Origin of the sequence: Streptomyces sp. NPDC088733, from assembly GCF_044751185.1 — a bacterium.
GTDB lineage: Bacteria > Actinomycetota > Actinomycetes > Streptomycetales > Streptomycetaceae > Actinacidiphila.
Window position 1 is genome coordinate 630,045 of sequence record NZ_JBIVLH010000001.1, and the last position, 26,597, is coordinate 656,641.

Consider the following 26,597-nt stretch of genomic DNA (forward strand, 5'->3'; position numbering starts at 1 on the left):
GGGGTGTCGCCATCGGCGTGCAGCACCAGGCTGAGCACCTCCAGCCCTCGGGCAGCCCGGTCAGCGCATCCCCGACTTCTGGGTCCGAGCACCAAGGTCAGCTGCCGCCGGCGGCCCTCAGACCGCGGCCAGGACCGTGGGGGCGGCGCCATCGGCGACCGGCAGACCGGCGCCGGCGCCACGGGAGACGGCGGCGGGGCACCCCGTCCGGCTTCCCGGCGGCCGGGACCGCCGGGGCGACGCCATCGGCGTGCAGCACCAGGCTGAGCACCACCAGCCCTCGGGCAGCCCGCTCCGCGCACTGAGCCCAAAGGTCAGCTGCCGCCAGAGGCCCTCAGACCGCGGCCCGTGCCACGGAAGGCCGCGGGGAGGCGCCCGGTCCGGCTTCCCGGCGACCGGGGCGACGCCATCGGCGTGCAGGACCGGGCGAGCCCTGAGGTCGGCTGCCGCCGGCGGCCGTCAGACCGCGGCCGGCGCCACGGGAGGCGACGGGGGCGTGCCCCCGTCCGGCTTCCCGGCGACCGGGACCGCCGGGGTGTCGCCATCGGCGTACAGCACCAGGCTGAGCACCACCAGCCCCATGATCACCACCATCCCCACGAACGCCGCCCAGCCCACCGGCGCGGCCAGGCCGGCGGCGAGCACGCCGTGGGTGACGGCGCAGACGATCAGCAGGACGCGGCCCAGGCGCCGGGGGGCGCGGTCCCGGAGCGCGGCACGGGCGAGGACGACCGCGCAGCCGATGAGGAAGAGCGCCATCACCACGCCGGCCGCCCACGCCCCGGCCGCCATGGCACGGGGCGCCAGGCCGCCGAGCGACATCTGCTGGTGCTCCACGGCGATGCCCATCACCCAGTTGACGACGGCGAAGCCGAACGCCTCCAGGACGAGCACTACGGCCGCTGTCGCGGCGACACTCCTGCGCACTGCGCGCCCCCTGTCCCCGACCGGATTACCGCCGGTATCACGTAGGGCGCACGCTACTAACGGGTAGGTGTCGCGGCAAGGGTTTCGTCACCGCCACCCGTATGGGGCGCCGCTCCGGCAAAGTTTTCCCCGGGCCTTCGTGGAGTTCCCACAAAACCAACACCCCGTCGGCCACGGTGGAGACAGGTGACCCGGCCCACACCCCAGGGCCTCAAGCACCGGGATGAAGAGGGATTTACCGTGGAAAGCCACGGCATACCAGCCCCCCGCGGGGACCCGTGTCACCCTCCGTGTGGGCAAGCTCACCCCCAGGGGCGCCTCGGCACGAAGTGTCGCCAGTACCTAAACTCTGCTTGTTTCAAGGAGGGAGCCATCGTGCGCAAGGTCCTCATCGCCAACCGCGGTGAAATCGCAGTCCGCGTCGCCCGTGCCTGCCGGGATGCCGGGATCGCCAGTGTGGCCGTCTACGCGGAGCCGGACCGGGACGCGCTGCATGTGCGCGTGGCCGATGAGGCGTACGCGCTGGGCGGTGACACTCCGGCCACCAGTTACCTGGACATCTCCAAGGTGCTGGCGGCCGCAGCCGAAGCCGGGGCGGACGCCGTCCACCCGGGGTACGGCTTCCTGTCGGAGAACGCCGACTTCGCGCAGGCCGTGCTCGACGCCGGCCTGACCTGGATCGGCCCGCCGCCGCAGGCCATCCGCGACCTGGGTGACAAGGTCGCCGCCCGGCACATCGCGCAGCGCGCCGGTGCGCCGCTGGTGGCCGGCACTCCCGACCCGGTCTCCGGGTCGGAGGAGGTCGTGGCGTTCGCGCGCGAGAACGGCCTGCCGATCGCCATCAAGGCCGCCTTCGGCGGCGGCGGACGCGGCCTGAAGGTCGCCCGCACGCTGGAGGAGGTCCCGGAGCTCTACGACTCCGCGGTGCGCGAGGCCGTCGCCGCCTTCGGGCGCGGCGAGTGCTTCGTCGAGCGCTACCTGGACAAGCCCCGGCACGTGGAGACCCAGTGCCTGGCCGACCAGCACGGCAACGTGGTCGTGGTCTCCACCCGTGACTGCTCGCTCCAGCGCCGCCACCAGAAGCTCGTGGAGGAGGCGCCCGCGCCCTTCCTGACCCCGGAGCAGAACGAGCAGCTCTACCGCGCCTCCAAGGCCATCCTCAAGGAGGCCGGCTACGTCGGCGCGGGCACCTGCGAGTTCCTGGTCGGCACCGACGGCACGATCTCCTTCCTGGAGGTCAACACCCGCCTCCAGGTCGAGCACCCGGTCACCGAGGAGGTCACCGGCATCGACCTGGTCCGCGAGATGTTCCGGATCGCCGACGGCGAGGAGCTCGGCTACGACGACCCGCCGATGCGCGGTCACTCCTTCGAGTTCCGCATCAACGGCGAGGACCCGGGCCGCAACTTCCTGCCGGCCCCCGGCACGGTCACCCGGTTCGACACCCCGTCCGGCCCGGGTGTGCGCCTGGACGCCGGCGTGGAGGCCGGCAGTGTCATCGGCCCCGCCTGGGACTCGCTGCTGGCCAAGCTGATCGTCACCGGTGCCACCCGGCAGCAGGCGCTGCAGCGCGCCGCGCGTGCCCTGGCCGAGTTCCAGGTCGAGGGCATGGCCACCGCCATCCCGTTCCACCGCGCGGTGGTCGCCGACCCGGCGTTCGCACCCGAGGTGCACGGCGGGAAGGGCCCGTTCACGGTCCACACCCGGTGGATCGAGACCGAGTTCGCCAACGAGATCCCGCCCTTCACCGCCGTCGGCGACGGTGAGGAGTCCGACGAGTCGGGCCGCGAGACCGTGGTGGTCGAGGTCGGCGGCAAGCGCCTGGAGGTCTCCCTCCCGGCCTCGCTGGGCATGACCCTGGCCCGTACGGCGGCCGCCGGCGGCGCGCGTCCCAAGCGGCGCACCGCGAAGAAGGCGGGCTCCGCCGCCTCCGGCGACAGCCTGGCCTCGCCGATGCAGGGCACCATCGTGAAGGTGGCCGTGGAGGAGGGCCAGGAGGTCAAGGAGGGCGACCTGGTCGTCGTCCTGGAGGCGATGAAGATGGAGCAGCCGCTCAACGCGCACCGCTCCGGCACCATCAAGGGCCTGACCGCCGAGGTCGGCTCCTCCGTCTCCTCCGGCGCGCTGATCTGCGAGATCAAGGACTGATCCACGTCTGCGGCGGCACAGCGCCGCACGCACGGCACCGCACGCAGGCCCCGGCCGAGGATCGGCCGGGGCCCGCGGTGGTCAGCGGCGGCGCGGTGCCAGGTCCGCGATCCGGGCGGCCTGCTGCTCCCCGGCCAGTTGGGCGGTGCGCAGCGGCGACATGCTGCCCGCCACGCCTCCGGCCGACTGCCCGGCGGCCCGGGCGCGCGGCTCCCCGGGCGGGGCCGCGCTGCCGGCGGAGTAGCCCGGCTGCGGGTGCTGGTGGCGGCGGGGACCCGGCACGGGCGGCATCTCCCGCCGCTGCCGCCCGTGGGGCATCCCGCCGTCCACACCGTCGGTCGACGCCACCGCGACCTGCACACCGCGGTCGGCCAGCGCCTGGAGTTCGGTCGCCGCGCGGTCGTCGCCCGCGGGCGGCGCGTCGGTGACCAGATGGGTGATCAGGTCCGTGGGCACGGTCTGGAACATGGTGTCGGTGCCCAGCTTGGTGTGGTCGGCCAGCACCACGACTTCCGCGGCCGCCTGGACCAGTGCCCGGTCGACGCTCGCGGAGAGCATGTTCGAGGTGGACAGGCCGCGTTCGGCGGTGAGGCCGGCCCCGGACAGGAACGCCCGGGAGACCCGCAGCCCCTGCAGGGACTGCTCGGCGCCGCTGCCGACCAGCGCGTAGTTGGACCCGCGGAGCGTGCCGCCGGTCATGACGACCTCGACCCGGTTGGCATGCGCCAACGCCTGCGCCACGAGCAGGGAGTTGGTCACGACGGTCAGCCCCGGCACCCGGGCGAGCCGGCGTGCCAGCTCCTGGGTGGTGGTACCGGCACCGACGACAATGGCCTCGCCCTCCTCGACGAGACCGGCCGCGAGATCGGCGATCGCCGTCTTCTCCGCGGTCGATAGATGGGATTTCTGCGGGAAGCCGGACTCCCTGGTGAAGCCCCCCGGCAGCACCGCACCGCCGTGCCGGCGGTCGAGCAGTCCTTCTGCCTCCAGCGCCCGCACGTCACGCCGTACGGTCACTTCCGAGGTCTGGACGACGCGGGCGAGCTCACGGAGGGAAACGGCTCCGTTGGCGCGCACCATTTCGAGGATCAGTTGGCGACGTTCTGCTGCGAACACGAAACTGACAGTAACGCCAATGACCGTCTGCTATCAGCAGTTTGCACCGATTAACAGAAGTTGTTCGTGAAGTCGGACGTCGCGTGCTATACGGAAAGCTGCGGCCCCGCGCCCCGCGGTTACAGCTCCCCGGCGGCCTTCCGGGTGGCCAACTGGCGTGCGGCCTCCGCGATCGAGCCCGACAGCGACGGATAGACCGTGAAGGTGTTCGCCATCTGCTCGACGGTCAGATTGTTGTCGACCGCGATCGAGATGGGGTGGATCAGCTCGCTCGCGCGCAGCGACACGACCACGCCGCCGACCACGATCCCGGTGCCCGGACGGCAGAAGAGCTTCACGAAGCCGTCCCGGATGCCCTGCATCTTCGCCCGCGGGTTGCGCAGCAGCGGCAGCTTCAGGACGCGGGCGTCGATGATGCCGGCGTCGACGTCGGACTGCGTGTAGCCGACCGTCGCGATCTCGGGGTCGGTGAAGACGTTCGAGGAGACCGCCTTGAGGTTGAGCGGGCCGACCGTCTCGCCGAGGAAGTGGTACATCGCGATCCGGCCCTGCATGGCGGCGACCGACGCGAGCGCGAAGATGCCCGTGACGTCACCGGCCGCGTACACGCCCGGGGCGGAGGTGCGGGAGACCTTGTCGGTCCAGATGTGGCCGGACTCCTTCAGCTTGACCCCGGCGCCCTCCAGGCCCATGTCGGAGCTGTTGGGTATGGCGCCGACCGCCATGAGGCAGTGGCTGCCGGTGATGACCCGGCCGTCGGAGAGCGTGACCTCGACGCGGTCGCCCACCCGCTTGGCGGACTCGGCGCGGGAGCGGGCCATGACGTTCATGCCGCGGCGGCGGAAGACGTCCTCCAGGACGGCGGCGGCGTCCGGGTCCTCGCCGGGCAGGACGCGGTCGCGGGAGGAGACGAGCGTCACCTTGGAGCCGAGCGCCTGGTACGCGCCGGCGAACTCGGCGCCGGTCACGCCGGAGCCGACCACGATGAGCTCCTCGGGGAGCTCGTCCAGGTCGTACACCTGCGTCCAGTTGAGGATGCGCTCGCCGTCCGGCAGCGCGTCGGGGAGCTCGCGGGGGCGACCGCCGGTGGCGATCAGCACGGCGTCGGCGGTGAGGGTCTCGGTCGTGCCGTCGGCGGCCGCCACGACGACCTTGCGGGAGCCGTCGATGGCCTGCATGCCCTCGAGCCGCCCTCGGCCGCGCATGACCCGGGCGCCGGCGCGGGTGACGGAGGCGGCGATGTCGTGCGACTGGGCGAGCGCGAGGCGCTTCACCCGCCGGTTGACCTTGCCGAGGTCGACGCCGACGACGCGGGCCGCCTGCTCGACGTGCGGCGTGTCGTCCGCCACGATGATGCCCAGTTCCTCGTACGAGGAGTCGAAGGTGGTCATCACCTCGGCCGTCGCGATCAGGGTCTTCGACGGCACGCAGTCGGTGAGCACCGACGCCCCGCCCAGGCCGTCGCAGTCGACGACGGTCACCTCCGCGCCCAGCTGGCTGGCCACGAGGGCCGCTTCGTATCCGCCGGGTCCGCCACCAATGATCACGATCCGAGTCACGTACCCCATTGTCCCGCACGCGCCAAGTGATCACCTACGGGGCCCCGCGGCCCGGCCGTCGTGGGCGGGTGGGCGGGGTCCCTCTGTCGTACTCTCGTCACCATGTCGCTCTACGCCGCGTACGCCGGCAACCTCGACGCGCGGCTGATGACCCGCCGCGCCCCGCACTCGCCGCTGCGCGGAACCGGCTGGCTCGACGGCTGGCGCCTGACCTTCGGCGGCGAGCAGATGGGCTGGGAGGGGGCGATCGCCACTCTGGTGGAGGACCCGCTGCACCAGGTCTTCGTCGGGCTGTACGACATCGCCCCGGTCGACGACGAGTCGCTGGACCGCTGGGAGGGCGTCCCGCTCGGCATCTACCGCCGCCACCAGGTCCGGGCGCACACCCTCGACGGCGACGTGACGGCGTGGATCTACGTCCTCAACGACTACGAGGGCGGCCTCCCCTCCGCCCGCTACCTGGGCGAGATGGCCGACGCGGCCGAGTCCGCGGGCGCCCCGCACGACTACGTCATGGAACTGCGCAAGCGCCCCTGCTGACCGCGGGGCACGCCCCGGACCGGGCGGCGGGCGGAGATGAACACTGGGTGATGCGCGGGGAAAGCGCTCACCACCGGACTCCCCGGACGGCACAATGGGACCGTCAATCGTCGGATCCTCCGAAGTTTCGCAGACCGTGACCTGAGACGTCTACGCGCGTAGGAGATAACCGGCTACCCTCATCGGCGTGAACTCTTCCGCACATCCCAACGCAGCCCGCACTCCGCAGGGCGACCCGTACGCCGCCGCCACGGAGGCCGCCGCTCGCCTGCGCGAGCTCACCGGCGACGAGACCCACGACGTCGCCCTGGTGATGGGCTCCGGCTGGGTGCCGGCCGCCGACCGGCTCGGAGAGGCCGAGTACGAGTTCGCGATCACCGAGCTGCCGGGCTTCCCGCCGCCCGCCGTCGCCGGGCACTCCGGCAAGGTGCGCTCGGTGCGGATGGGCGACCGGCGCGCGCTGGTGTTCCTGGGCCGCAACCACTACTACGAGGGCCACGGCGTGGCCACCGTGGTGCACGGTGTGCGCACCGCCGTCGCCGCCGGCTGCAAGACCGTCGTGCTCACCAACGGCTGCGGCGGGCTGCGCCCCGACTACCGGCCCGGCCAGGCCGTGCTGATCAGCGACCACATCAACATGACGGCCACCTCGCCGATCGTGGGCGCCAACTTCGTGGACCTCACCGACCTGTACTCGCCGCGGCTGCGCGCGCTGTGCAAGGAGGTCGACCCCTCCCTGGAGGAGGGCGTCTACGTCCAGCTCCCCGGCCCGCACTACGAGACGCCCGCCGAGATCAACATGGTCCGCACCATCGGCGGCGACCTGGTCGGCATGTCCACCACGCTGGAGGCCATCGCGGCCCGCGAGGCGGGGGCCGAGGTGCTCGGCATCTCCCTGGTCACCAACCTGGCCGCGGGCATGACCGGCGAACCCCTCAACCACGAGGAGGTCCTGGAGGCCGGCCGCGACTCCGCCGCCCGCATGGGCGCCCTCCTCGCCCAGGTGCTGGAGCGGATCTGACCGTCCGGCGGGACCCCGACCGGCACAGGGCGGAACCCGGGCACCGCCGCCCCGCCCGCCCGTGCGCGCCGTGGGCGCCCGGTTCACCTGGTTAGGGAACCGGCGGGCGCGGGGAGGTTACCCCGGTAACTCACTGGTCCCCCGGCACGCGCCGCCCCCACCCGGCCCCCGGCCCCCGGTCGGCCCCGGCACGCCGGTCCCGGGACCGGCCGCCGCGGCGGCGGAGGCGGCACCGACGACCGAGACATCGCAGGAGCATGACGTGGCAAGCGCAAGCAACAGCGCAGAGCAGCTGATCCGGCAGGCCCGTACCTGGCTGGCCGAGGACCCCGACCCGGACACCCGGGACGAACTGGAGGTGCTGCTCGCCTCCGCCGAGGCCGGTGACCGGGCCGCGGCGGACGACCTGGCAGACCGGTTCGCGGGCACCTTGCAGTTCGGCACCGCCGGTCTGCGCGGCGAGATCGGCGCGGGTCCGATGCGGATGAACCGCTCGGTCGTCATCCGCGCGGCCGCGGGCCTGGCCGCGTACCTCAAGGCGCACGGCCAGGGCGACGGACTGGTCGTCGTCGGCTACGACGCCCGCCACAAGTCGTACGACTTCGCGCGCGACACGGCCGCCGTCATGGTCGGCGCCGGGCTGCGCGCCGCCTTGCTGTCCCGGCCGCTGCCCACGCCCGTGCTCGCCTTCGCCGTACGCCATCTCGGCGCGGCCGCGGGCGTCATGGTGACCGCGAGCCACAACCCGCCCCAGGACAACGGCTACAAGGTCTACCTCGGCGACGGCTCGCAGATCGTGCCGCCCGCCGACTCCGGCATCGCCGCCGAGATCGCCGCGATCGGCCCGCTCGCGGACGTGCCGCCGGCCGGTGACGGCTGGCAGGTCTACGGCGACGAGGTCGTCGAGGCCTATCTGGAGCGCGTCGCCTCGGTGGTGGACCGGCACTCCCCGCGGGACCTGTCCGTGGTCTACACCCCCCTGCACGGCGTCGGCCGCTCCACGCTGACCGCCGCCTTCGCGCGGGCCGGTTTCGCCGCCCCCCACGTCGTCGCGGAACAGGCCGAGCCCGACCCGGACTTCCCGACGGTCGCCTTCCCCAACCCCGAGGAGCCGGGGGCGATGGACCTGGCCTTCGCCGCCGCCCGCGCGCTCGCGCCGGGCGTCGACACCGACATCGTCATCGCCAACGACCCCGACGCGGACCGCTGCGCCGTCGCCGTCCCGGACCGCGGCACGGAGGCCGGCTGGCGGATGCTGCGCGGCGACGAGGTGGGCGCCCTGCTCGCCACGCATCTGGTGCACCAGCGCGCCACCGGGACCTTCGCGGCGAGCATCGTCTCCTCCTCGCTGCTGTCCCGCATCGCCGCCCGGGCGGGCCTGGACTACGCCGACACCCTGACCGGCTTCAAGTGGATCTCCCGCGTGGAGGGCCTGCGTTACGGCTACGAGGAGGCCCTCGGCTACTGCGTGGACCCCGGGGGCGTCCGTGACAAGGACGGCATCAGCGCGGCCCTGGCCGTCGCCGAACTCGCCGCCGAGCTCAAGGCCAAGGGCCGCACCCTCTCCGACCTCCTGGACGACATCGCCCTGGAGTACGGCCTGCACGCCACCGACCAGCTCTCGGTGCGGGTCGCCGACCTCGGCCTCATCGGCGAGGCCATGACGCGGCTGCGGGAGCGGCCGCCGACCTCGCTGGCGGGGCTGGCCGTGACGACCGCCGAGGACCTCACCCGGGGCACCGAGGACCTGCCCCCGACGGACGGCCTGCGCTACCACCTGGCCGGCGCCGGTCCCGTCGAGGCGGCCCGGGTCATCGTCCGCCCGAGCGGCACGGAACCCAAGCTCAAGTGCTACCTGGAGGTCGTCCTCCCGGTCCCCGGCGGCGCCGAGACCCTCGCGGCCACCCGCACGCGGGCGGCGGAGGTCCTGGCCGCGCTCAAGTCCGACCTCGCGGCGGCCGCGGGCATCTGACCCACCCGTCCGCTGACGGAGCGACACGGCCGCGCTCCGTCAGCGGCGCTCGGTGGCCCGCGGGTGTCCCGCACCCGCGAAGGTGATCCAGCACGTGTCGTGCGCCGTGTCCACCAGGTACCAGACGCGACCGCCGCCGGTGACTTCGATCTGCCATTGCTCGCAGGTCCGCCCTCTGTGGGTGCCGTGCGCCAGGCTGCCCTTGAGCCGATGGTGCCGGGATGTCTCCACGACCGGGCGGGGGTTCGTGCGCATCGTCAGCCACGCACGGTACGTGTTTCCAGGGGCCTGCCCGGCAAGGTTCTCCCATCCCTTGGCCGAGGCCGCGTCCGCGAAGCGGACCTCCCACTGACCCTCCGGCGCCGGAGGCGCCGTTCGGTCGCCCGGCCGGCCGTCACACCGTGTCCCGCGGATCGGGTACCGCGCCGTAGTCCTCGTCGTGGTCCCTGGTGAGCGCGGCCAGCAGTTCGGGATCGGAGTGGGCCTCGGCCGTGTGCTGCCAGGCGACGAGCACCTGGGCGACGGATGCACTGTTCCCCAGGGCATCCGCGGCACGCATGGTGTCGACCAGTTCGACGGCGAAGGCGTGGACATCGGGCTCGGGCAGGAAGCGCACCCAGGGAAACGCGTCAGGAAGCAGGTCGAGCAGGAGTTCCATGCTGCCGGGCTCCCGCCGCGCGATCGCGGCGAGCATGCGTGTGGCGGCGGACACCACGGTCTGGTCCTGCTCCGCCCGGGCCGCGGTGGTGAGGACCAGGTCCTCTCCATCCCTGCGGTGCAAGAGCAACCGGGGCGATTCCTTCAGCCGGGCGAGAGTCTGCTTGTTCTTGTTCACCAGCTCGGAGAAATTCACGGCGCCGGTCTCGGTAGGCATGTTTTTGAAAGTACTTCGAAAGTGACGATGCCGCCATCCCCCGAACGGGCGACGCACGCCGTCCCGGCGCGTCAGCGGAGCGGCTGGGCCCCTATAACGGAGAGCAGACGCAACTTCTCGTGGCTCTCGGTGCCGGGGATGGCCGTGTAGACGAGCAGTGAGTGGGCCTGTTCGGGATCGACCAGGCGCTGGCACGTGAGATCGAGGGGGCCGACCTCGGGGTGCACGAAGCGTTTCACCTCGTGGGCGCGTACGCCGATCTCGTGTTTGTCCCACGCCCGGCGGAACTCCTCGCTGCTGCCCAGGAGCAGGTCGGCCAGTTGCGCCGCGCGCGAGCCGGGCCCGCGGAGGGTGACGACCTCGCGCAGTCCCGAGGCGTACATGCGCGTGAGGAAGGCGTGTTCCTCCGGCGCGTAGCGCTGGCGTGCCGAGGGATCGGTGAACCACCGGAACCCGGAGCTGCGGGCCGGTCCGGTGTAGCGGGTCATGTCCCCGGACAGCGCGACGCTCATCGGGGTCTGCCGCAAGGTCTCGCCGAGCTCCGTGGCGATCTCCGCGGGGGTGTCGCTGAGGCGGTCGAGGATGCGCAGCAGGCCCGGGCTGATGTGCTCGCTGATCCCGCTGGGGTCCGGCGGCCGCTGTCCCGCGAGGCGGAAGAGGTGGTCGCGCTCGGCGAGCGAGAGATGCAGCCCCAGGGCCATCGAGGCGAGCATCTGGCTCGACGGCTGGGGCCCGCGCTCGCGTTCGAGACGGGAGTAGTAGTCGGTCGACATGTGGCAGAGCGCCGCGACCTCCTCCCGCCGCAGACCGCTCGTACGGCGCCGGGAGCCGCGTGGAAGGCCGACGTCCTCGGGTTGCAGCGACTCCCGGCGCTTGCGGAGGAACGCGGCCAGCCCGACGCGATCGATCATGGTCTCCCTCTCCCCGGTCCTGTGCCGTCCTTTCTACCGGCCGCGTCCGGCCGGAGCCACGGACCGGCGATCCCCCTCTCCCGCAGAAACGGAAGGGTGCATTCCCTTTCTCCGTATCCATGGATGGGCAGTCCCTGGAACGAGGTCGCGGTGTCCCCGAGTGTTGTTCCGGAAACAACGACCCAAGGAGTGCATCGTGGCTCGTCGCGAGATCGACATCACCATTCCGGACCTTTCCGGAAAGCGCGCCCTCGTCACCGGCGCCAGCGACGGAATGGGCCGGGAAATAGCCGCGCGGCTCGCCGCCGCGGGAGCGGAGGTCCTCATGCCGGTCCGCAATCCCGCCAAGGGCGAGAAAGCGATCCGGGAGATCCGGCACAGCGTTCCCGGGGCGAAGGTCTCCCTGCGCGTCCTCGACCTGGCCTCGCTCGATTCCGTCGCGGCCCTCGGCGACACCCTCCGGCAAGAGGGCCGGCCCCTCCACATCCTCGTCAACAACGCCGGCGTGATGGTCCCCCCGGCCCGGCAGGCCACGGCCGAGGGCCACGAGCTGCAGTTCGGCACCAACCACCTGGGCCACTTCGCGCTCGTGGGCCACCTCCTCCCGCTGCTGCGGGCCGGCCGCGCCCGCGTCACCTCGCAGGTCAGCATCGCCGCGCGCAGCGGCTCCATCAACTGGGACGACCTCAACTGGGAGCGCGGGTACGACAAGCAGCGCGCCTACGTCCAGTCCAAGATCGCCTTCGGGCTCTTCGGCATCGAACTGCAACGCCGCAGCGAGGCGAACGGCTGGGGCATCACCAGCAACCTCTCCCACCCCGGTGTCGCCCCCACGAGCCTGCTCGCCGCCCGCCCGGAACTGGGCCGCCCCAAGGACACACCCGCGGTCCGCCTCATCCGGGCGCTCTCGGCGAGCGGCATCCTCGTCGGCACCGTCGCCACGGCGAAACTGCCCGCATTGATGGCGGCGACCGATCCGGCCGCGAAGGCCGGCGCACTCTACGGGCCCAGCGGCCCCGGCAACCTGGGCGGGCCGCCCGCCGAGCAGCGGATGTACTCCCCGCTGAGCGGCGCGACCGACGCCGAACGCCAGCGGCTGTGGGACGTCTCCGAGCGGCTCACAGGGACCACCGTCTGATCCCCGCGCCCACGCGCATCACTTTCCCGTGAAATGGCGGACCCTGCGAAAGTCCGGATTCCACTTGGACGTCCTGTCTTCGAAATCCAGCGACAAGGAGTTCAGAGGTGAACGTCGTATCTCGCGCGGTCCTGGGACTGGGCGTACAGACGGAGCCGGCTCATTCGCGCCTGAGGTAGCTGAAGCCCGTATTCGGGCCGACGCAGGACTGGAGGGTCAGGTCGCCCCAGTAGAGGCCGTGGGAGGGGGTGCCGCGGCCGGGCTCGGTGTGGTGGGCGTAGACGCGGTACGTGAAGGTGCCGCGCGGGGTCGTGGCGGTGACGGCCGTGCCGATCGGCAGGGTGGCGAACCGCTGGAAGCCGCAGTAGTCGTGGCCCACGACGACGGCGGTGCGCAGGGCGTATCCGTCCTCGCTGCCGAGTTCGGGACCGTCCCACTGGACGGCGTCACGGCAGGCGTCCACGGTCTCCTGGTCGCCGCGGACGACCTGGGCCGACCAGTCGCCGATGTGGAGGGCGGTGGCCGCGTCCGGTACCGGCGAGGAGGGCACCGGGGAGGCGGCCCGTGACGACGGCGGTGGCGAGGACGCCGGGGCGGTGGGCGTGGCCCGCGGGGTCGGCGGCGCGGACGGGGAGGGGGGCGCCGTGCGCGACAGATCCGGGAGTCCGGGCCGCGGCGACGCGGTGGTCGCGCCCGCGGACGGCGGGACCGGCGGGTGGGTCCGCGGCGGTGCCGACGGGGGGCGCCGGGGGGCCGCGGCGCGCGACGCCGTGCTGGTGACGGCCGGCGTGACCGGGGCAGCGGACGCCGACGGCGTCCGCGATCGGGTGGGGCTCGCGACGGGGACCGGCTCCGGCCCCGCGAGCGGTTCACCGGCCGGGGCCGGGGCGCCGCAGCCCGCGAGGGCCGCGCACGCCACCAGGCCCGCAACGGTCGCGGCCGCCCGGATGCCTCTCATCGCGCACCTCCGTTCGGACACCGGTCGACTACCCGAAACGGCCGTTGACGTAATCCGTGGTGCGCTGGTCCTGCGGGTTGTTGAACATCGCGTCCGTGGCGCCGTGTTCGACGATGACACCCGGGGTGCCCTGCTCGGCGAGGAAGAACGCGCACTGGTCGGAGACGCGCGCGGCCTGCTGCATGTTGTGGGTGACGATGACGATGGTGACCTCGTGGGAGAGCTCGTGGATCGTCTCCTCGATGCGCCGGGTGGAGGTCGGGTCCAGGGCGGAGCACGGCTCGTCCATCAGCAGCACCCGGGGCCGCACCGCCAGCGAGCGGGCGATGCACAGGCGCTGCTGCTGGCCGCCGGAGAGGGCGCCGCCGGGCTGCCGGAGGCGATCCCGGACCTCCTTCCACAGGCCGGCCTTGGTCAGGCACTCCTCGACCAGGGCGTCCTTGTCCTGGCGGGCGGCCTTGATGCCGCCCATCTTGAGGCCGGCGACCACGTTGTCGTAGATCGACATCGCCGGGAAGGGGTTCGGCTTCTGGAAGACCATGCCGATCTGGCGGCGGGCCTGGGTGATGCGGCGCCCGCGGTCGTAGATGTCGTCGCCGTCGAGCAGCACCCGGCCGGCCAGCGACGCGGAGCCGACCAGCTCGTGCATGCGGTTGAGGATCCGCAGGAAGGTGGACTTGCCGCAACCGGAGGGGCCGATGAGCGCGGTGACCTGGTGGGCGGGCATGGTGAGCGACACCTCGTCCAGGACCTTGTGGTCGCCGAACCACGCGGAGATCGCGTCGGCCTCCAGGGTGGCCGGGCTGCCGCTCGCCACGGCGGCCGGGGCGGCGACCGGGGGGATGCGCAGGGTTTCGCCGACGAGCGTGTCGGTGGGATCGGACATGACGTGGCTCCCAGTGGTTCAGGGGTCGGTCAGAGCAGGTTGGGCAGCAGACGGGCGGCGGCGCCCGAGACGGCGAGGCCGAGCGCGACCAGGACGGGTACACCGGCGATCCAGGTCTGCCAGCGTCCCCACACGCGATGGGCCCAGGTGGTGAGCAGCGCCGCGCCGAGCAGCGCCAGCGACCACAGGAAGACCGGGAGCCAGACCGAGTTCTCGCGGCCCAGGGCCTGCTCGGAGCCGTCGATCCAGCCGGCGGCCTGCGGACGCGGCGGGTTGGGCTGGACATCGCTCACCAGGTCGGCGTCGACGCGCAGGACGCCGGAGGGGGTGTAGGCGGGGCCCTCGGCGGTGATGAGGGTGAGCCGGCCCCGGCCCTGTTCGAGGACGGACGGCAGCGGGTCGCCCGCGCGGCGGAGGCCGGTCACCTCGTAGCGGGCCGTGCCCTGCCCGGTGGTCAGCTCGATCGCGGTGCCGGGGGCCAGCCGGTGCAGATCGTTGAACGGGCCGCCGTACCCCCACTGGCGGCCCATGATCACGCTGGTGCCCGCCTGCCCCGGCAGCGGGGTGTCACGGCGGTGCCCGGGACCCGCCATCAGCACGCCGGAGGTGGTGCCCTCCTCGACGACCTCGTCCAGACCGAGTTCCGGGATGCGCAGCAACGCGACGGGGGCGCCGGGTTCGAGCGGCTTGCCGTCGAAGGTCCGCTGGCCCACCGGGGCGGTGCCCAGGGCGAGTTGCCGGCGCAGCTCGTCGTACGCCGTCCGCTGGTCGCGGGCGTGCTGGAGATTGCCCACGAGGGTGAGGTCGGCGGCGAAGCCGAGCAGCAGCGCGGCGAGGACGCACAGGGCCGCCCCGGCGAACGCGAGGCCGGGGCGGGTGAGCGGTGGCCCGGCATCCGGCGGGCGCGCGGGCGCCACGACGGGCGGGGGCGGGGACAGCGTGGTCACGGGGTGCGCTCCCTGTGGAGTGGTGTGGGTGGAGAAACGGAAGCGCGGGCGGCGGGGTGGGGGCCCGCCGCCCGTGCTCCGCGGGCCGTTACGAGCGGGGCGGGCCGAAGGTCAGCAGCTTCCTGCGGCCGCCGAGCCGCACGAAGGCGAAGCCGGCCCCGAACAGGACGACGGCGCCCACGCCGGAGAACAGCGCGATCTGGCTGCCGGTGGAGGCGAGGCCGCCCTGAGGCGAGTTCCCGCCGGAGCCGCCGGTGCCGGAGCCGCCGCTGCTGCCGGTGCCTCCGGTGTCACCGCTGCCGCCGGAGTCACCCGCGGTGTCGCCGCCGCTGGTCCCGGACGTCGTGCCGGACGTGTCCGTCGCGGAGTCCGTGGGCGACGGGGAGTCGGAGGGGTCGTCGGTCGGATCGTCGGTGGGCGTCGTGGAGTCGGTGGGGCTCGGGGACCCGGACGGCGGCTCGGGGACCTTGAACGCCATCGTCGGGAACGTCGGGTCGCAGTTCGGGGTCCACACCCAGTTGTAGTTGGGGCTGGCGACCGCGTCCTCGGGAACCGTGAGCGCCTCCCAGGTCACCACGCCGCCGGCGTCCGCCGTCCTGTCGGGGAACGTGGCATCCGTGGGACCGGCGCCCAGATTCATGGTCAGTCCGTACGAGTCGCCGGCTGCGCATCCCCGGAGGATCAGCTTGACCGTCTGGCCGCGCTGGAGCTCCGAGCCCGGGGCGATCCGCTGACCGGCGTTGTCGAGCATCTCGGCCCGCGGCAACTGCACCGTCACGGTCCGGGCCTCGGACTCGGACGCCCCGAACTCGGCGGGGTTGTCCGGGGTGAACCGGGCGATGATCGAGTGGCCTCCGTCGGACAGCGTCGACGTCTTGAACTCGGCCTTCCCGGCGGCGACCTGGACCGGCGTCTGGTTCAGCGGTGTCCCACCGTCCAGGAAAGTCACCGTGCCGACTGCCTCCGCCGGCGTGACCGTTGCCGTGAGCGTCACCTCCTGGCCCGGCTCGGGCTGGCTGGGGCTGTACTCCGGCAACGCGACAGTGACGGCCGTGGCACCCTCTCCGACCACCCAGTTGTCGCCGGTGACGGTGATTTGCTGGGTCCAGTACGGAGAGTCCGGGTGGGTGCCCGAGAAATCGTCCATGCATTGCAGACGCAGCTCGTAGGTGCCGTCACCGCTGAAGATCTGCGACAGGTCGTGGACCGCCAGATCGGGGTTGTCCGCCGCGGCCAGCGAAATCGTCTTCGCCGAGTCGTAGGGCCGGTCCGCGTCGTTGTAGATGCCGTCTATCGCGCGGACCTCTGTGCCGTCCTTGACCACATTGAGAAAAAGGCCCCAGTTGAAGGGGAAGGTGATCACGCCACCGTTTCCGTCGTCGATGACGAAGTCGGGGCACGCGGCAGGTATGCCGATGGTGCTGCCGAGCGGCTCCGGATCGCTCAACTTGCCGCTGGGCGCCATGGTGAAAGTCCCGATGGACGCCGCCCGGGCGGGCTGGGACTGGGATGCGACCAGGGTCACGAGGCCCAGGGCGAGCAGGGCGCAGGCGGCCGCGATCGATGCCGCTCTTCGGAAGGGATGGAGCACTGTCATGGCGATTGCCCCCCGGGGGACGGTTGGTGGACGGATAGGGCGACAGCACGTGGGGCCGGGCACCTGGAGGGTGCCCGGCCGTCACGCGGGGATCAGAGGACGATCACGGGTCAGCTCTTGCCCGTGAGGGTGGTCGCACCGCAGTTGGGGATGGCGGCGAAGCCGTAGGTCGTGATGGTGGTGGTGTCCTGGCAGACATCCGCCGTGTCGCCCGGGACGCTCGACTTCACCACGAACGCCTCGTCGATCGCGGCCTCGTTGAGCCGGGAGGTCTGGACGACGTTGTAGACGTCACGGGTGAAGACGAAGCTCGGGTTGAGCGCGAGCGCGCTGCCGGAGCCGGTGGTGGGTGCCACACCCCCGATGTTGCGCAGACGCGACTCGCCGCGGCGGTTCGGGACGCCCGGGAGGCTCTTGCCCTGGGCGATCCACTGGGCGACGGAGTACGGCATGATCTGGTTGAGGTTGGTGATCGCCGTACCGTCGTGCTCCTGGATGGTGTCGACCAGGCCGCAGCTCGCCTTGGCCGCGGTGATCTGCGCCTCGGAGACACTGATGGACGACAGCCAGTACGACCGGGTGCCGGAGCCGGCCTGCGGCAGCAGCGGCTGCACCGTGTGCACGGCGCCCGCGGCATCCGTGTACTTGCAGGTGGTGTAGATGTCGTGCAGCTGCGTCGTCGTCAGAGACGGGTTGCTCGAGGTGCCGGGCGCCTGGGACCCGATGGTGCTGCCCAGGTCGGTGGCGTACGTGACCGCGTCCTTGGCGAACGGGATCCAGGTGAGGTCCGCGCTGCTGGTGTCGTTCGGCTGACGCGAGGAGCGGGCGAAGTCGAGGCAGACGCTCCCCCCGTTCGCGATGTCGGCGTTGAGCAGCTTGATGCCGTTCGAGGAGCCGTTCGCCTCCGCGCGGGTGAACGTGCATCCGGGGGTCGTCGCCGGGTTCTTGGTGGTGAACGGGTCGGCGGCGCCCGACTGGGCGACGGCGTCCCACGACGTGACGTAGTTCGCGCCGCCGGCGTTCACGACGACGCTGCCGTTGGCCAGACCGTTCATGACGTACTGCGTGGTGTCCGAACCGACACCCGCCAGCTGACGGATCGGGGCGTCCGCGGACGCGGGGGCGGCCAGGATGCCGACGCCGAGCGCCGCGGCGCCGAGGATCGCGGCGCCGACCTTGGCGCGAGACTTGACGTTCACTTCAGAACTCCTTGTTTCGGGATTTCGAAGACTGGACGTTCAAGCTGAATCCGGATTTCCGTGCTGCCGACCCGTCGGCCGGCCACCGCATACGCTTCCAAGTTTTTAATGCGGTGGCCACCAATTCCCATGGAGGAAAAGGTTACGGGCAAGCCTCCTAGGTGTCTCCTAGGGGGTCCGCCGTTGCGCAAAACGAAGAAACACCGGGCCTGTCAGAGCCGCCGCCCCACCGAGAACAAGAACGGCGAGAAGGACCCAGCGGATCACTCCGAGGGCTTCGCCGGGGGTAATACCGGATTTCGCGACATTCTGCTGCGGCACGACGGAAGGAGGCGCGGATCCGGGCGCGGCGGCCGATGAATTCGACGGCACCGCGCCGGGGCCGCCGCCGGCGCCACCGGTGTCGCCCCCCGTTCCGCCCGAGGACGCTCCGCCGGCGCCCGTGCCGGAGGACGTTCCACCTGTTCCGGCCCCGGATGCGGGACCGCCGGAGCCACCGCCGGAGTCACCGCCCCCGGGATCGCCCGGTGCCGGCCCACCGGTCGAAGGGCCGTCCGCGGGCGCTCCTCGTTCCAGGGCGTCGGCGGCAGCCTCGGCCTGCTGGCGGAGCTTCGTCGGCAACGGCGCGTAGCCGGGCGGAAGTTCGCCTGCCGACCGGCCCGGCGTCTGGCCCGGCCCCGCGGCGAACCTGATGAAATTCGCGTACGCCTTGCGGGCCTGCGCGTCCTGGTTCACCGAAGCGGCGGCGTAGGTCACCGCGGTCAACGGGTACGCCTGGCCCTTGGCCCGTGCCGGATCGGGCTTGAGCACGGCGGAGTTGTCCGGCCACGGTCGCATGGCATCGACGCCTGCCTGCAGCGTGCCGGCCGAGGGCCTGACGAAGTTTCCGTCCGCATTGCGCAGGGCCGCTGTCGGCAGTCCGTAACGCTCCGCGGACGCGGCATCGACGATCGCCATCACGGCATGGTGGCCCGGGAAGATCTCGTCGGCCTTGAGACCCCTGGCGTTGGTGGTGGAGCCCACATCCTGCTGGATGGTTCGGCCGTTGTGGCCCCGGCGGGTACGCAGGGCGCCGTCGTGCAGATCGGCCACGTACGGGGCGAGGTCGATGATTCCGTAGTCGGGCGGGTCCGGCGGGAGTCCGGCCAGGGCCGGGGCGCGCGTCTCGTCCACCTTGGGGAAGTTGTTCAGGGCGGTGTCCAGGCCCAGGTCCTTGAAATAGGGGTTCAATTTCATTCCCCAGGGATCTTTCTTTCCGGCAAGGAAGTCCCGGGCGTCCTTGTCCGCCTGGAGCCAGTTCCAGATCATGCGCGCGGTGTCAGAATTCCCCTGCGGAACAATGAGGCTCATGGGCGTAATCTGACCAGGGAATTCCGGGTTCAGTTCCTTGAATTCCGGGTCCTGGGTCCAGTAATCAGGATTGCCTTTCACATGCCCCGGAACAGGGATGGCCCACGGCACGTCTCTCACATAGGAATGGGTGAGCATCTTGGCCACGAGCCGCGGTGTCAGATTCATGTCGCGCACCACGCCGGAAGGGCCTTCTATGAAGAAGGCGAACCCCAGACCGGACAACGCCACCGGAGCGTGCACGACGGATGGTCCGCCTGCCGGCTGAACCACCGGGTCGACGGTGACCCCCAGCCCGGGCGTCTGGGGCGTGGTGCTCAGTACCTCGCCCCTGGCGCTCTCCTCGTCCTCCCGGTTGAAGACGAACGTGCTCCCCGTGGACGAGCACAGCGTCGGCCCCCACGACGCGACCGCGTCGTCGGCCAGTTCGGAACCCGATACGGTTCGCTCCGCCTGGCCCACCTGGCAGAACGAGCCGATCGGCTGGAAGTCCAGGCGGAAGACGATCCGCTGGGCCCAGTTCGTCGCGGACAGCGGCGAGGTGTCGAGCTTGTTGCCCGCGCCCCTGTCACTGCCGTCCGCGTCGTGAGTGCCGCGCGGCACGACGACCAGCCAGCAGGAACGCGGAGTGACGGCAGCGCCGGGCGGCGCCGTGTTCGCACCGCAGCCGAGATGGTCGGCCTGGCTCCCGTCCTGTACTTCGAATCCCACTTCACCCGTGCCGTTGCCGAAGATCCGGCCGGCTATCTGCTCGTTGGTGTCCAACGGCCCGAAGTACGTGTAGTCCGTGGAGGACGTGGTGGGCGCCCCGTGGACGGGACGGAAGGGCACGAAGTTGTTGGTGCCGGGGTACTGCGTCTCCCCGGGATCGCCGACGCCGGACCCGGTGCTGGCGACCCGCCGGCTACTGGTCATGATGCCGGGAAGCGGAACTCCCGTGGCGCCGAATTCGCACTGCTCTCGCGCGGGCCCGGCCGGATCGTCGCCCCAGCACTGCATGATCTGCAGGAAGTTGGTGTTGAACTGAGTGTCCGACTCCGTCGGCGTCCCGCCTTCCCAGCTGACCCGCACGCTCTGGGAGCGCAGGTCCTTGGTCTGGTGGACGGTCACCTTCAGGTGGGAGAAGTCGTTGTACGTGCCCTTGGTCCCCGTCTTCGTCACCGCGGAGGACTCCGCGCCGGCGTCCGCGGCGGCGGCGGTGCCGGTGGACGGCAGCGGGACCAGGGCCACCACGAGGGCGGCCAGCAGCGAGCCCACGGCCAGGAGGATGCGCGGCCGGGGCCGGTTCAGTGCGGTCCTCATGCCGAGCCGCCGTTCCGGCGGGCCCGGTTGGCCATCACGCGGGCGACGAGTGGTGGTCCGACGACGACACCGAGCAGCAGCACGGCCGACAGTGCCATCAGTGCGGTGCGCAGTCCGAGGGCGTCGTCCGTGCCGAGGGAGACCGGACTGGCGACGACGGAGGTGTCGCCGGTCTGTTCGGTGCTGACGAGCTGACCGGTGTCGGGGTCGAGCACGGTCCCACCGCTCGTCCCGCCCGCCGCGGTGCCGGGGTCACCGGTGGTACCGCCGCTGCCGCCCGTCGATCCCGTCGCCCCCGTGGAGCCGCTGCCTCCCGCGGAACCCGTGGAGCCGCTGCCGCCGGTCGATCCCGTGGAACCGCTGCCTCCCGCGGAACCCGTGGAACCGCTGCCGCCGGTCGATCCCGTCGCCCCCGTGGAGCCGCTGCCCCCCGTGCTGGACGTGCCGCCGGAGGTGCCGCTCGGCACGGTGGGCTGCTGGGCGCCGGCGGTGCCGTCGGCGCACTGGTCGGGGCCCTTCTTGTCGCACGCCTTCGGGTGCGGGGCGTTGAGGATCAGGGTGTTCCTGCCGCCGGAGAAGGTCGGGTTGTTGCACGTGTTGATGTCGATGGTGTTCCCCACGGCCCCGGGGATCTTCCGGGTCTGCGCCATGGCCGCCTCCACCAGGTTGCGCGGCAGCGGCGAGTAGCCGAGCCGGTCCGCCAGCTGCTGGCCCTCGCACAGGAAGTAGTTGTTGAAGGCGCTCAGCGTCCTGCCCTTGGCCTGGGTGAAGCCCATCTCCTCCTTGGTCGGGATGATCATGTAGCTGTAGCTGGACAGCGGGTAGGTCCGGTCGTCGCCGTACCGGTAGACGTTGTCCAGCTGCTGCGTCAGGTAGTTCGCGGAGCGCGGGTCGTTGTTGATCTCGGCCTTCGTCAGGGCGACGGCCACGCTGGACGCGGTCGGCTCGACGTAGTAGCCGGCCCTGTTGAGCACCTTGACCACCGGGAAGCCCGCGTTCCTGGCGTACGAGTACTCGACGTAGGTGATGGCGCCTTCGGCCTGGGGCTGCCGGGTGTAGCCGGCCACGCCGAGGGAGCCCGACTGGGAGACGAAGCCGGAGCCGGGGATGTTCGGGAAGTACGACGTCAGTCCGCAGGGCGGTGTCTTGCCGGCCCGGCGGCAGTAGTCGTTCCAGAGCCCGGAGTGCTCCTTGGACATCCAGAGGGTGAACTGCGCGGTGGTACCGGAGCCGTCGGAGCGGACGACCGGGACGATGCGCCGGGCCGGAAGGGTCAGCCTGGGATTGTCGGCCTTGATCTCCGGCGAGTTCCACATGGTGAGCTTGCCGGTGAAGATCTTGCTGAGCACATCCCCGGACAGCCGGAGGTTGGTGACCTGCCGACCGCCGATCTTCAGGTTGTACATGAACGAGGTACCGCCGGCCACGATCGGCATGTAGGCGTACTTGCGCGTGGGCGGGGGGTCCTGCTGACCCAGGTCGGTGAGGCCGTACGGAATCTCGGACACACCGAAGTCGGACGTCCCGGACGCGAACTGGCTGCGGCCGACCGTGGAGCCGACCGACGCGTAGTTCACGGTCATGCCCTGCTGGCGGACGTTGCGCCGCCACTGCTCGATGGCGTTGGCGCTCCAGGTGGAGCCGGATCCGCTGATCTTCGTGTAGGAGGCCGCGGCGGCGCCCGGCGGCCGGACCGCCAGCAGCGCGCAGACCACGGCGACGAACAGCGCCAGTGCCTGGTACGCGCGCAGGGGGCGCGTACGGCGGACGGGTGCGGGTATCACGGGGTGCTCCTCGTCGGTGCGGGACGGACTGGCGACTGGTCTGCTGTTGCGGACGGCGCGAAGCGCCGGGCGTCACGCTGCGAGGCCCTGACCGCGCGATGCTCCTGACGATGCGTCAGCTTGCCCGGACCGCGGCCGCCGAAGATGCGGGCCATGACGAACAGGACGAGCACCAGCACCAGCAGCACCGCCGCGGTGCCGAAGCCGCGGGCGATGTAGGTGGGCTCGGGGGACTTGACGAGTTCGAAGGCGGCGAGCGGCAGCGACACCATCGGGTCGTGGAGCGGATTGGTGTTGAGCTCCGCGGTGAAACCGGCGGTCAGCAGCACCGGTGAGGTCTCGCCCACGCCGCGCGCGGTACCCAGGATGACCGCCGTGGTCAGCCCGGACCGCGAGGTGGGCAGCACCACGTGCCAGACGGTGCGCCACCGCGAGGTGCCGAGCGCGTAGGACGCCTCGCGCAGCGTGCCGGGAGTCAGCCGGATCACCACGTCCGAGGCGCGGATGATGATCGGCAGCATCATCACGGAGATGGCGAGCGCGGCGGCGAGACCGGACTGGTCGAAGCCCAGCCCCAGGATGAACATGGCGTAGATGAACAGACCGGCGACGATGGACGGCAGCGCGGTCATCGCCTCGACGATGGTGCGGACGAACCGGCTGAAGGCACCGGGGATCTCGTTGAGGAAGACCGCGCACACCAGCCCGGCCGGGATGCAGATCACCAGCGCGATGCCGATCTGCCACAGCGTGCCGACGATCGCGTGCAGGATGCCACCGACGTCGAGCGGTTCGAGCGGACCGGCATCGGCCATCGACTGGGTGTAGAAGTTCAGGTGCGGCAGTGCCTTGCGGCCCTCGAACAGGGTGAAGACGACCACGAACGCCAGCGCGGTCAGCATCACCAGACCGAGACTCTGGACGACCGCGGCGGCCACCCGGTCCCGGACCGCGGGACCGTCCTCGTCGAAGGAGACCGTCAGCGCGTAGATGCCGATGAAAAGCGCGTAGGCGATGACGACGAAGCCCAGCGCGCCGTTGAACGGCAGCAATCGGTCGTAGAGCAGCCAGGTGACGGCGACGGACGCGGCGCCGGCGCCCACCATCGCGTACATGTCGGTGGCACGCAGGGTGGACAGGTTGCGGCGCGCCTCACCGCGCGCCGTACCGTCGCCGGTCCGGCGTCCGGGCAGGTTGGTGCCCGCGCCGGATCCTTTCTGCGGACCACCGGGGTTCGGCCCGGGACGCAGGCCCTGCCCGGTCTTCTGGCTCTGTGAAGCGGTGACGGTCATCGGACTCGGTCTCCTAGGAGTCGCTCGCCGCGCCGGAACGGCTGCGGGCGACGATCGACGACGCGGCGAAATTGACGACGAGGGTCATCAGGAAGAGCGCGAGGCCGGCGGCCATCAGCGCCGACATGCCGAACGGGGTGGCCTCGCCGTACCGCAGGGCGATCAGGGAGGAGACCGAGTTGGCGCCGTTCTGCAGGATGTGCGGCTGGATCGCGAAGACCGGCGAGATGATCATGTAGACGGCGATGGTCTCGCCCAGTGCCCGGCCCAGGCCCAGCATGGTGCCGCCGATCATGCCGCCCTTGCCGAAGGGCAGGACGACGCTGCGGATCATGCCCCAGCGGTTCGCACCGAGCGCGTACGCCCCCTCCCGCTCGCCGACCGGCGCCTGCGAGAAGACCTCCCGCATCACCGAGCAGGTGATCGGCGCCACCATCAGGGCCACGACCATGCCCGCGATGAAGGTGGAGGAGGTGTACACCGTCGCGGTGGCGAGCGGGTCGTTCGGATCCGAGCCGTCCACCTTGAAGGCCGGTATCCAGCCGAAGTAGGTGGAGATCCAGCGCGAGACGGTGACCACGTGCCCCTGGTAGTAGAAGAGGCCCCACAGGCCGTAGACCACCGACGGCACCGCGGCCATCAGGTCGACGACGCTGATGAGGGTCTGACGGATCCGCGGCGGGGCGAACTCGGAGATGTAGAGCGCGGTACCGAGAGCGAGCGGCACCGCGAACACGATGGCGACAGCGGCGATGAGCACCGTACCGACGAGCACCGCCGCGATGCCGAAGTTGTGCGCCTCCGGCTCCCACGCCTGCGTGGTGATGAAGGACCACTTCGCGACCGACAACGCCTGCCAGGCCCGGTAGGTCAGGAAGCCGCCGACAAGCAGCATGATCGCGAGGACCAGGGCGCCGCCGCCGCGCAGAATGGCCCGGAACACGCGGTCGGACAGGCCTGGGTCCGGGTACAGGCGTCTCGGCGGTCGAGGGGCCGGAGCCACTGGCTGTTCGGATGTTCGCGTCGTCACGTGCTACGACACTTCTGGGACGCGGTGGACACCCGCGCACACGAATGTGAACGAGACGCCCCCTAGGGGCAACTTCCGGCAACAGCCGTGTGTGGATTTCATTTCAGTCGGCGTCGTCCCACAACGCCGCCCGCCCCGAACCGAGTTCGGTCAGGACCGCACGGAAACGGTCGTATGCCGTCCGGCACGTCGAGTGCCGCTCATAGGCGCGCGAGGCCACGGCGACGGACCGGCCGCTGCGGTCGCGCACCCGCCAGACCCAGCCGTTGCCCTCGGCGGAATGGTGCAGTTCGCCGGGTAAGCCCTCGGCCTCCGCACACAGGTACTCGAACGCGGCACGGCACTCGCCGTAATCCCTGTACACGGTCGCGGCCACGGCGATCACCCGGCCGTTCGACGCGGTGAGCCGCCACGAGTAGGAGCCGTCCGCCTCGATGTCTATCTGGCAGCGCGTGCCCGGTACGGCCGCGCCCCCCCTAAGTGCCGCCATCCCCGCCCCTGTTGTCTGATGTCAGGAAACGTTGCATGTGCTGTTCGTGGTTGAGCGCTCATGCAGCACACGCAGGGTAATCAGACAAGAGTGCACTGTGGTCGTGCCGGTTGGCTGCACGAGCCACGCTTCGCGGCGATGTTGCCCCTCGTTCATCCGGCGGACTCACAGGAACCCCACAGCCACGGGGCCCGCGCCGCCGGCCGATCGCGGGCCGGCCGCCCCCCTCCGGGCGGCGGGCCAGGACCGCGACGGTGCGTCCGTGGCCGCCGGGTCGACTGAAATTCGGATTGTGTTTCTCCTTCGGTTTCCCGGGAAATCGACGCGAACGATATTCCGCATTGTTTCCCCTGACGGAAATCGACGACCGGCTTCTCTCTTTTGGAGAAAACGTTCCGAACTCTCCACAGGATGAGTACGCTGCACACGTCAATTCGAGTCTGCCAGGGGGAGATTGGCAGGCTGTGGCACTCACCTTGGGGAATTCGCATGCGTATTAGCTCAGTCGTCGCCGCCACGTCCGGCGTCCTGGCCCTGTCCGCTCTCGCCCTGCCGGCCGCCCAGGCGGACCAGAAGTACGGCGACACCGAGATCACCAGCGTGGTCGTCAACGACGGCCGGCCCGTCGTCGTCGGCACGACCGAGAGAGACTTCACCGTCAAGGTCACCGCGACGGACCCGTCCGGCCTGGACCAGATCAACGCGTTCCTGTACCACGGCACGTTCGAGAACCAGGATGTCACCGTGCCCTCGGCGGCGGCCTGCGAACCGACCACTGCCACCACCAGCACCTGCACCCTGACGTTCACCCTCACGCCCGGCACCGTTCCGGCCGACGGCTCGCTGGCCGGCGCCTGGAGCCTCTCCGCCTACGCGATCGCTCCCGACAGCGACGCCGTCTTCCTGGACGCCGCCGCCACCTTCAACGTGCAGCGCGACACCCGTGTGACCGCCGACGCCACCCCCGAGCCGGTGAAGTTCGGCAAGAACCTCACCGTCAAGGGCAGCGTGCAGCACGCCGACTGGGCGGCGGGCGCCTACGCCCCGGCCGCGGCCGGCCGCCCCGTCGCGCTGCAGTTCCGCCTGGCCGACTGCGACTCCTGGATCACCGTCAAGACCGTCAGGACCGCCGCCGACGGCACTGTCTCCACCACCGTCCCGGCGCTCCTCGACGGTTCCTACCGCTGGTCCTGGGCCGGCACGGCCGACACCGCGGCCGCGGTCTCCGATGCCGACTACGTCGACGTCCGCTGAGCCCTGAGCAGCCGCCGGCGCCGGGCCCCCACGGGGTCCGGCGCCGCACTCTTTCCCCCATCGGTGAATGCGGCGAGCAAGGGGGTCCTGCGGGGCAAATTCAAGATGAATCCGCCGGACCGGCAATAACTTCCGCACGGAAGCAAAGCGCGCGCCCGCCCTACGGAATTCGGTCCTGACGTGCCGTTCTTGTTTTCCGGGATCTCTTTTCGCGGGTGGATCATGCGGGAGCGGCCTATTGACGGAGAGGGCGTCCACGGGGTTGGGTCATTCGCTCTTCACGCCGTCCCCGGACGCGCGAC

General features: G+C 71.3%; 22 protein-coding genes. 6 read left to right on the forward strand and 16 right to left on the reverse strand.

What is annotated here, in order from left to right; genetic code table 11:
* Nucleotides 1–459: 459 nt before the first annotated feature.
* Entirely contained in the window at nucleotides 460–927 is a 468-nt protein-coding gene (locus tag ACIP64_RS02855) for a hypothetical protein (protein WP_401580925.1), read from the reverse strand.
* Between the two features lie 375 nt (nucleotides 928–1,302).
* Between ACIP64_RS02855 and ACIP64_RS02860 the strand changes: the two genes are divergently transcribed.
* Nucleotides 1,303–3,075: an acetyl/propionyl/methylcrotonyl-CoA carboxylase subunit alpha gene (locus ACIP64_RS02860; RefSeq protein WP_401580926.1), complete on the forward strand. Its 1,773-nt coding sequence runs from the start codon at nucleotides 1,303–1,305 to the stop codon at nucleotides 3,073–3,075.
* A gap of 81 nt (nucleotides 3,076–3,156) precedes the next feature.
* Here ACIP64_RS02860 and ACIP64_RS02865 read toward each other — a convergent pair whose 3' ends face one another.
* Nucleotides 3,157–4,155, reverse strand: coding sequence for a DeoR/GlpR family DNA-binding transcription regulator (locus ACIP64_RS02865; protein ID WP_401581165.1), 999 nt, complete (start codon nucleotides 4,153–4,155; stop codon nucleotides 3,157–3,159).
* A 155-nt stretch (nucleotides 4,156–4,310) separates the two neighbouring features.
* The gene (locus tag ACIP64_RS02870; protein ID WP_401580928.1) at nucleotides 4,311–5,759 is read right to left on the reverse strand and encodes an NAD(P)H-quinone dehydrogenase; all 1,449 of its coding nucleotides are present in this window, start codon (nucleotides 5,757–5,759) and stop codon (nucleotides 4,311–4,313) included.
* 93 nt (nucleotides 5,760–5,852) lie between these two features.
* Between ACIP64_RS02870 and ACIP64_RS02875 the strand changes: the two genes are divergently transcribed.
* The 3 genes from ACIP64_RS02875 to ACIP64_RS02885 all read left to right on the forward strand — a co-directional run bounded on the left by ACIP64_RS02875 (nucleotide 5,853) and on the right by ACIP64_RS02885 (nucleotide 9,283).
* Nucleotides 5,853–6,290, forward strand: coding sequence for a gamma-glutamylcyclotransferase (locus ACIP64_RS02875; protein WP_360901941.1), 438 nt, complete (start codon nucleotides 5,853–5,855; stop codon nucleotides 6,288–6,290).
* 187 nt (nucleotides 6,291–6,477) lie between these two features.
* Nucleotides 6,478–7,311 (forward strand): purine-nucleoside phosphorylase, encoded by an 834-nt coding sequence (locus ACIP64_RS02880; RefSeq protein ID WP_401580930.1) that lies wholly within the window; start codon nucleotides 6,478–6,480, stop codon nucleotides 7,309–7,311.
* A gap of 262 nt (nucleotides 7,312–7,573) precedes the next feature.
* Nucleotides 7,574–9,283, forward strand: coding sequence for a phospho-sugar mutase (locus ACIP64_RS02885; protein ID WP_401580931.1), 1,710 nt, complete (start codon nucleotides 7,574–7,576; stop codon nucleotides 9,281–9,283).
* A 39-nt stretch (nucleotides 9,284–9,322) separates the two neighbouring features.
* Here ACIP64_RS02885 and ACIP64_RS02890 read toward each other — a convergent pair whose 3' ends face one another.
* The 3 genes from ACIP64_RS02890 to ACIP64_RS02900 form a co-directional block, all read right to left on the reverse strand.
* Nucleotides 9,323–9,538: a hypothetical protein gene (locus tag ACIP64_RS02890; protein ID WP_401580933.1), complete on the reverse strand. Its 216-nt coding sequence runs from the start codon at nucleotides 9,536–9,538 to the stop codon at nucleotides 9,323–9,325.
* Nucleotides 9,539–9,677: 139 nt separating this feature from the next.
* A complete protein-coding gene (locus ACIP64_RS02895; RefSeq protein WP_401580935.1) occupies nucleotides 9,678–10,157 on the reverse strand; it encodes a hypothetical protein in 480 nt (159 codons plus the stop codon).
* 71 nt (nucleotides 10,158–10,228) lie between these two features.
* The gene (locus ACIP64_RS02900) at nucleotides 10,229–11,068 is read right to left on the reverse strand and encodes a helix-turn-helix transcriptional regulator (RefSeq protein ID WP_401580936.1); all 840 of its coding nucleotides are present in this window, start codon (nucleotides 11,066–11,068) and stop codon (nucleotides 10,229–10,231) included.
* 196 nt (nucleotides 11,069–11,264) lie between these two features.
* Here ACIP64_RS02900 and ACIP64_RS02905 point away from each other — a divergent pair, with 196 nt between their 5' ends.
* On the forward strand, nucleotides 11,265–12,206 hold the full coding sequence (locus ACIP64_RS02905; protein WP_401580938.1) for an SDR family oxidoreductase: 942 nt from the start codon (nucleotides 11,265–11,267) through the stop codon (nucleotides 12,204–12,206).
* Nucleotides 12,207–12,366: 160 nt separating this feature from the next.
* Here ACIP64_RS02905 and ACIP64_RS02910 read toward each other — a convergent pair whose 3' ends face one another.
* From ACIP64_RS02910 to ACIP64_RS02955, 10 genes are all read right to left on the reverse strand, one after another.
* A complete protein-coding gene (locus ACIP64_RS02910; protein WP_401580940.1) occupies nucleotides 12,367–13,164 on the reverse strand; it encodes a hypothetical protein in 798 nt (265 codons plus the stop codon).
* A 28-nt stretch (nucleotides 13,165–13,192) separates the two neighbouring features.
* Nucleotides 13,193–14,050 carry a phosphate ABC transporter ATP-binding protein PstB gene (gene pstB / locus ACIP64_RS02915; protein WP_401580942.1) on the reverse strand — a complete coding sequence of 286 codons (858 nt, stop codon included), beginning with the start codon at nucleotides 14,048–14,050 and terminating at the stop codon, nucleotides 13,193–13,195.
* A 29-nt stretch (nucleotides 14,051–14,079) separates the two neighbouring features.
* Nucleotides 14,080–14,997: a sortase gene (locus ACIP64_RS02920; protein ID WP_401580943.1), complete on the reverse strand. Its 918-nt coding sequence runs from the start codon at nucleotides 14,995–14,997 to the stop codon at nucleotides 14,080–14,082.
* An 88-nt stretch (nucleotides 14,998–15,085) separates the two neighbouring features.
* Nucleotides 15,086–16,594 (reverse strand): Ig-like domain-containing protein, encoded by a 1,509-nt coding sequence (locus ACIP64_RS02925; protein ID WP_401580945.1) that lies wholly within the window; start codon nucleotides 16,592–16,594, stop codon nucleotides 15,086–15,088.
* A gap of 110 nt (nucleotides 16,595–16,704) precedes the next feature.
* On the reverse strand, nucleotides 16,705–17,793 hold the full coding sequence (locus ACIP64_RS02930; protein WP_401580947.1) for a hypothetical protein: 1,089 nt from the start codon (nucleotides 17,791–17,793) through the stop codon (nucleotides 16,705–16,707).
* 168 nt (nucleotides 17,794–17,961) lie between these two features.
* Nucleotides 17,962–20,376, reverse strand: a complete 2,415-nt coding sequence (locus tag ACIP64_RS02935) for a hypothetical protein (protein ID WP_401580948.1) — start codon at nucleotides 20,374–20,376, stop codon at nucleotides 17,962–17,964.
* Between the two features lie 65 nt (nucleotides 20,377–20,441).
* Complete coding sequence (gene pstS, locus ACIP64_RS02940; protein ID WP_401580949.1) at nucleotides 20,442–22,229, reverse strand: phosphate ABC transporter substrate-binding protein PstS; 1,788 nt, start codon at nucleotides 22,227–22,229, stop codon at nucleotides 20,442–20,444.
* Nucleotides 22,226–23,521, reverse strand: a complete 1,296-nt coding sequence (gene pstA, locus ACIP64_RS02945) for a phosphate ABC transporter permease PstA (RefSeq protein WP_401580950.1) — start codon at nucleotides 23,519–23,521, stop codon at nucleotides 22,226–22,228. Before pstA ends, pstS begins: the two co-directional genes overlap by 4 nt.
* Before the next feature lie 13 nt (nucleotides 23,522–23,534).
* On the reverse strand, nucleotides 23,535–24,464 hold the full coding sequence (pstC, locus tag ACIP64_RS02950) for a phosphate ABC transporter permease subunit PstC (RefSeq protein WP_401580951.1): 930 nt from the start codon (nucleotides 24,462–24,464) through the stop codon (nucleotides 23,535–23,537).
* Between the two features lie 190 nt (nucleotides 24,465–24,654).
* On the reverse strand, nucleotides 24,655–25,041 hold the full coding sequence (locus ACIP64_RS02955) for a hypothetical protein (protein WP_401580953.1): 387 nt from the start codon (nucleotides 25,039–25,041) through the stop codon (nucleotides 24,655–24,657).
* Between the two features lie 489 nt (nucleotides 25,042–25,530).
* Here ACIP64_RS02955 and ACIP64_RS02960 point away from each other — a divergent pair, with 489 nt between their 5' ends.
* Nucleotides 25,531–26,295: a DUF5707 domain-containing protein gene (locus ACIP64_RS02960; RefSeq protein WP_401580954.1), complete on the forward strand. Its 765-nt coding sequence runs from the start codon at nucleotides 25,531–25,533 to the stop codon at nucleotides 26,293–26,295.
* Nucleotides 26,296–26,597: the final 302 nt, after the last annotated feature.